Below are 6,432 nucleotides of genomic sequence, written 5' to 3' on the forward strand. Positions count from 1 at the left end.
AACGTTCTGCTTTCCCTCGGCTCCCCGGCCACGTGTACCCTTGCCTCGCTCGATTTCCTTACTGGCCACCGAAAAGTAACCCTCATCCAGTTCTATCATCCCTTCCAGTGTATACCTTGCATCCCGGTTGCCCATCGCCCTGCGGAGTTTGTGTACCATCGCCCATACCGGTTCGTAACGCTTCAATCCTAATTGCTTCTGGAGTTCGTTGGTGGAGAATCCCTTTTTTGTGCAACTCATCAGGAACATCGTTTTGTACCACACCAGAAACGGCAGCTTGGAGCTCTCCATGATCGTACCGCTGCGCAACGAGGTGCGGAAACGGCAACCTTTGCATTCATAACTCCATTTACCCTGTAACCAATAATGGGAAGTGCCCCCGCATCGCTTGCAGACAACCCCTTCCTTATCACGCTGCTCCTTGAAATGCAAACGACAATCTTCCTCCGAACCGAAATGAGCCGTAAAACTGAATATGTTCATAATCCCTGCTTTTTGAGCGCTAATATACTAAAAATATTAGGTGTGTTTGCGGAGAATCAGATAAATTTATTTTGGATTTTTCGTATAATTCACCACAAGAAATAATATTTGTTAAATAAAGTTTATTGTCTATTATTTCGTATATCGCTTGATATCCTCTCCAACAATTTGTTGAAACCCCAATATTTTCAGAGCTTCTGAAACTTAACCCAAAAAGTTTTTCTTCATTTGGATTTTTCTTTTGTAAAAATTGTTCTAAAATTAAATTATACGTTGGTATAGTGTCACCTTTATAAATGATATAATCCGGAATTTGTGGACTTGCAAAAATTCTAATTGCAAACAAGATAATAATTAAGAAAAGTGTTTTATGCAGTACTTTCATTTGACATTTCTGCTAACGAGCAGGTATTGCCGATGGTGGGGAATTAGAAATCCGTCCGCAGGAACTACTGCTTGGCTTTTTGATAAAGTTAAATATTAAGAACTAAAGGTGGGCTTTATTCGTCAAGCCCCGAACCGCAGCAGAGTAGAATTACCGCTGCTGATTGCTCCAATGTCCAGCCCCACTATTGGCAATACCAATGTTGCCTGTAGCCTTATGTCGTAGTATGCTTGGCTTTAATTGTCCTAACATAGTAGATAAGAAATAAAACTTGTCCGACGATAAAAAGTATCCACGCAATGGGAATTAGTTTCATACGAAATTCTATTGCTTTTATCAATTTGTCTTGGTCTGTCAATTGTACATCCAAAAGAATGCTCGGGAACTTTAAAAATATTACTGTCGGAATTGTCAATAAGAAATGAATTGCGAACAAAGTCCAGTTGATTTTGTCTGTCCGCTTAGACAATAACCAATAACCAATTGTCACCAGAAGCAAAACAATGAAAACAATAAGTCCCCAAATGAAATAAGGCGGGAAAATTGCCGTGTGCCAACCAGGAACTACTGAAGTTGCAAAGTCAAACGAAAAAGGAATTGTCAGCAGTAACAAAATGAGAAAAGCAAGAAATGGAATATAAGGTCTTGTCATGAATGTCTGTCTTGTCAATGCCGATTTGTTTTAGAAGCTGTCACTAAAGGTTACAGGCAACGGGAAAAGTATTTGCGAAGGGCGGGCTAAATTGGACGAAAAGTTCAATTTAAACCGAACTGAACAAAAAACTTTTTCCTTTTGCTAATATACAAAAATTGTAAAAGGAAAAAGTTTTTTTGTGGCTAAAGCAACAGGTAGTTCTATTATAACTTCAACCCCGCCTTTTGCAAATACTATGTTAGGCGCTGTTTGACCTTTCTCCTTAGTCATTTCCCTTAAAATAAAACATTTAATTTTCTAGTTTGGTAGTAATTATTTTGATATTTGAGATTCCAAGACCTTTTTCCCCAATGAAGCAAGTCCATCTCTAATCATTTCATCATCGTTTATTCTTAATCCCTCTAATACAAAGCGGATATTATCTACTAAGAGAAAAAATTCCACCTTTATTAATTTTTTTTCGATTTCCTTTTCCCCTCTGTATTCCATAACTTTTCGAGTAAAGTCAGCTCCACAATCTTCTAGTAAATATATGTATTCATAATCCGGATCTCCAATCTGCATATCTCCAAAATCGATAATTCCTGTTAATTCACCTTTATCATTATCATATAAAAAATGATTTGGAGATAAATCTGCATGAAGTAATTTAGGTGTGTATTTGAAATTTGTTTCATCATCTAAATACCACTTGAATTTTTCAATTATGAATTTTTTTATATTTTCGTCAATTATTCCGAAAATCTTTCTCTCTATTTCTTCCAAAGTATCTGAATAGTCCTTATAAAAATCATTTTCGCATATTCCTAGTTCAAGTGCCTTTTCATATTTAACTGAACTAATTTCATCAATAAAATCTCCAATTTGCTCAACTAATCTATCTTTTGTATCAGAAGTAATTTCCTCATAAATTTCTTCAAATGTTTCTTCTTTCATTGGTACCCCATTTAAAATTCTATACCCGACAAATGGCAATCCATTTTCTTGTACACCAGTATATATAAAATTTGGTATACTTAGCGTTATTATTTTCATCAGAAATGGTAATGCAACCTTTTCTTTTTCTAAATCATCTCCACCCTGTTTTTCTTTTGGAAACCTGAATACAAATTCATCATTAATCAAATATGCCCTGCTCATCCAACCTTCGCCAAGTTTTTCAATATTATTAACCTCTATATCTATGTTGTTTCTTGCTATTGTATTTCTAATAAATTCTAGTTCATTATTTTTTACACTTGTATTCATATAATTGATTACCTTTCTTGTTTACTATTAACCTAAAAAAATTCACACATTTCTTATGTTCACTTGTCCTCCTAACGAACTACCCAGAAGGTTAAATGGCGCCTAACGGGTTGGGTATTGGCGAAGAAGGGGCATTTGAAAAACGTCAGCTTGGTTAATGCACCAAAGACCAATAGAATTACAAATGTTGAGGCTTACACTTCTGCCCCTTTTTTGCCAATACCTTGTTATCTGCTGTGCTTTCTTCATTTCGTCAATTTTGTTGCATCGTTTAGTCGTTGTGCCACGTTATCCCAATTGATGATGTTAAATATTGCGTCTACAAAGTCAGCTCGTTTGTTTTTATACTTCAAGTAGTATGAATGTTCCCAAACGTCAATAACCAAAAGTGGAATACAACCCCATTGTGTTAGTTTTTCGTGGTTTTCGCATTGCAAAATTGTCAAACTGTCGCTGTAAGGTTGGTATGCTAAAATTCCCCAACCGTTACCGTCCACATTTTTGGCTGTTGCTCCGATAAGTGCTTTTAGTCTGTCAAATGAGCCAAAGTTTTTGTCAATTCGTTTCAGAAGTTCGCCTGTTGGTAGGTTCTGTTTGTTGGTTAGGTTTGTCCAAAAAATAGAGTGTAAAATATGTGATGACGAATGAAACGATAATTTCTTTGTCCAAAAGTCCACCGTTTCAAGATTGTTGTCGTCCAAGGCTTTTTTAATCATTGCAAGGTCTTTGTTTGCTCCTTTTACTGCTCCACCGTGATGAAAAGTGTAGTGCAAATGCAAAGTTTCCGTGTCCATAAACGGCTCTAAAAAACTCTCCGAATACGGCAATGGTTGATGAATGAAATTTCCGTTGGCATCAACCAATTTGTCAATATTGTTGCTCGTCAAGTTTTGGGCAAAAGCATTATTTGTCCCAATGATTGAAGCTACACCAACCAAAGCTCCTTTTGTTAAAAATTCTTTTCTGTCCATCTTATTTGTTTGTCATTATGAATTACTCAAAATTCTGTTTTTAGTTTCTTTGTTTGTGTTCGCAGTGTCGCTCATATCATAGCAGATAACGGGAAACGCATTGGCGAAGTGGCGGATAAATTGAACCGAAAGTTCAATTTAGCAGTGACGTAGCCGATGTGTTTCCACAGAAGCTAAATTATTAAAAAAAAGCTGAATGTGGGACACATTCGGCGGAATAAAAAGCACAAAAGTTGAATTTTGAACTTAACCCGCCATTTTGCCAATGCGATGTTATGTGTAGTTTTTTAGTATCTTTGTCAGATGAAATTATCAGATTAGCAAATTTACTTTACGCAACGTATAGGAAGAGAATAGTTTAGTATTATTCTTCGTTTCCTTATTGTCTCTTATTGTAAATTAAATATGTTAAATAATGAAAAATTACTTCGAAAGTCCTTTTAAAGGAAAAATAATCAAAGACCACATAACTAATCCCAATATAATTTCGGGTAAATATTCTTATTATTCTGGTTATTATCACGGTCATTCATTTGACGATTGTGCTCGTTATCTGTTTCCGGACAGGAATGATGTCGATAAACTAATTATCGGTTCTTATTGTTCAATAGGGAGCGGTGCAAGTTTCATAATGGCAGGTAATCAAGGTCATAAATATGATTGGATTTCCAGTTTTCCATTTTTTTATATGTCTGAATTTGATGTTTTCAGTAAAAGCCAAGATGGATTTCAAAAAGCAGGAGATACAGTTGTTGGGAATGATGTTTGGATTGGTAGTGAAGCTATGATAATGCCAGGAGTTCAGATAGGAGATGGAGCTGTTATTGGCAGTCGTGCTTTGGTTACAAAAGATGTTGAACCTTATTCAATTGTAGGGGGAAATCCAGCCAAATTGATAAAAAAGAGATTTAGTGATGATGACATCCAAAAATTGCAGGAAATGAAATGGTGGGAATGGGATGAAGAAACCCTTTTTGAAGCAATGCCAATTCTTTGTTCAAATAAAATCGATTTGTTGTACAAGTTTTTTAGAAAAATGAAATGATAAAAAGAAGGTTCCGAAATTCGGAGCCTTTTTGTTTTAACTGCGTTTGCGGCTAAAATTACACATAACGTTTGGCAAATTGGCGATGGAGCCGACTTTTAGCACAAATGTTGAATAGAATTACTAATCTTCAACATTGCACAAAAGTTCAATAGAAGTACTTCACCGGCTCTATTGCCAATTTGTTTGTTATGTGCCGTTTTATTCCATTTTATACATTTAACAATTGCTGAAACGTAAAGTCGGGTTTAAACATTTCAATTTCGTTTTGAGTTGATTCTTCTTGTGCTTCTTTGCCATAGATAAACATTTGCTGTTCATAATTTTTAACAGCCTCTTCAATGCTATTAAATTTTCCATCGGCTAGATTATCAGACAATATCAAGGCATCCACCAACCCACTATTTACTCCCTGCCCTGCAAAAGGCGGCATCAAATGTGCGGCATCCCCAATCATTGTTATGGGTAATGGGCGCTTGCTTTTCCAAGGCTTTTCTAAAGGAAATATCCGTGTAGCCAATCCTACAAATGACAACGTCGTATGAATCAATTCTTTGTAGCGTTCGTCCCAATCGGAAAATTCTTTCAGAAGAAAATCAACGACACTATTTCTGTTTTGAAAATCTACCTGCGTTTGGTTTTTCCATTCATCAGGTGTTTTAAAACTTATTCCAAAATGCAATGCACCATTATTATTGGGGTTAGCAAATAATAAATTACCTTGGTGAGATGCCATTAGCCGGTTTCCATTGCATAGCTGAAAAAATCCAGGACAGTTTATCTCTGGTTGATGAATATCGGCTTGTATATTGAAAGTACCTGTTTCTTCAACTTCCGTGTCGGTAACAAATTTTCTTACCTTGGACATCCCGCCATTGGCAAGAATAACCAAATCTGCTGTTTCACTCGGTTTATTCTCAAAAGTTAGTGTCCACTTCTTCTTACCAGGTTCAAGCATAACAAGTTTTCTATCCCAAATAACCGTGTCGTTTTCTAAACTATTCAACAAGATAGCCCTTAAGTCATTTCTGTTTATTTCAGGATTGTCAAATCGATTTTCGGGCTTTACATTTTTTGTGGATAAAATATTGCCTTTTTCATCAGCAATATTTACACCCATTGGTAAGGCTAAGTCATAATAAGTTTGTAACAATCCCGCTTTTTTCATTGCTTCCTGACCTGAACCTTTGTGTAGGTCAAGGGTTCCACCAAAAATTCTTGCCTCTCGGTCGTTGTCTCTTTCGTAAACTGAAACGTCTATGCCGTTTTGCTGTAATAATTTTGCCATAGTCAGTCCAACGGGTCCACCACCAATTATTGCAACGTTCTTATCACTAAGTAAATTCATTTGTTTGTCTGTATCTATTCGCATTGTCATTCAAAAATGGCACATAACGGGAAACGCATTGGCGAAGTGGCGGATAAATTGGACAAAAAGTTCAATTTAGCGAGAACGTAGCCGATGTGTTTCCACAGAGCTAACTTACAAATAAAAAGCGAATGTGGAACACATTCGGCGGAATAAAATGCAGAAACTTTCAATTTAGCACTTAACCTGCCATTTTGCCAACAGGGCTTTCTCATAAAACCCTATGCATGGTCATAAATTCGATTAGTGAGTTAAAATCATCCGCAAACTGATCGA

General features: G+C 36.2%; 5 protein-coding genes and 2 pseudogenes. 1 reads left to right on the forward strand and 6 read right to left on the reverse strand.

The genetic code is table 11. From position 1 onward, the window contains the following. The 5 genes and pseudogenes from AC23NW_RS35705 to AC23NW_RS35725 form a co-directional block, all read right to left on the reverse strand. A pseudogene (locus AC23NW_RS35705) lies at positions 1 to 483 on the reverse strand (IS1595-like element ISBbi1 family transposase); the annotation flags it as partial. A gap of 19 nt (positions 484 to 502) precedes the next feature. Beyond that, on the reverse strand, positions 503 to 868 hold the full coding sequence (locus tag AC23NW_RS35710) for a hypothetical protein (protein ID WP_059137248.1): 366 nt from the start codon (positions 866 to 868) through the stop codon (positions 503 to 505). Positions 869 to 1,352: 484 nt separating this feature from the next. Then, positions 1,353 to 1,487, reverse strand: a pseudogene (locus AC23NW_RS35715) (NrfD/PsrC family molybdoenzyme membrane anchor subunit); the annotation flags it as partial. 348 nt (positions 1,488 to 1,835) lie between these two features. Further along, entirely contained in the window at positions 1,836 to 2,771 is a 936-nt protein-coding gene (locus tag AC23NW_RS35720; RefSeq protein WP_077564249.1) for an aminoglycoside phosphotransferase family protein, read from the reverse strand. 245 nt (positions 2,772 to 3,016) lie between these two features. Then, on the reverse strand, positions 3,017 to 3,742 hold the full coding sequence (locus AC23NW_RS35725) for a superoxide dismutase (protein WP_026750962.1): 726 nt from the start codon (positions 3,740 to 3,742) through the stop codon (positions 3,017 to 3,019). A gap of 415 nt (positions 3,743 to 4,157) precedes the next feature. Here AC23NW_RS35725 and catB point away from each other — a divergent pair, with 415 nt between their 5' ends. After that, entirely contained in the window at positions 4,158 to 4,787 is a 630-nt protein-coding gene (catB, locus tag AC23NW_RS35730) for a type B chloramphenicol O-acetyltransferase (RefSeq protein ID WP_010256763.1), read from the forward strand. A gap of 211 nt (positions 4,788 to 4,998) precedes the next feature. Here catB and AC23NW_RS35735 read toward each other — a convergent pair whose 3' ends face one another. Further along, the gene (locus tag AC23NW_RS35735) at positions 4,999 to 6,165 is read right to left on the reverse strand and encodes a tetracycline-inactivating monooxygenase Tet(X2) (RefSeq protein ID WP_008651082.1); all 1,167 of its coding nucleotides are present in this window, start codon (positions 6,163 to 6,165) and stop codon (positions 4,999 to 5,001) included. Positions 6,166 to 6,432 lie beyond the last annotated feature (267 nt).

It is taken from the genome of Arsenicibacter sp. R0_47 (genome assembly GCF_057652235.1).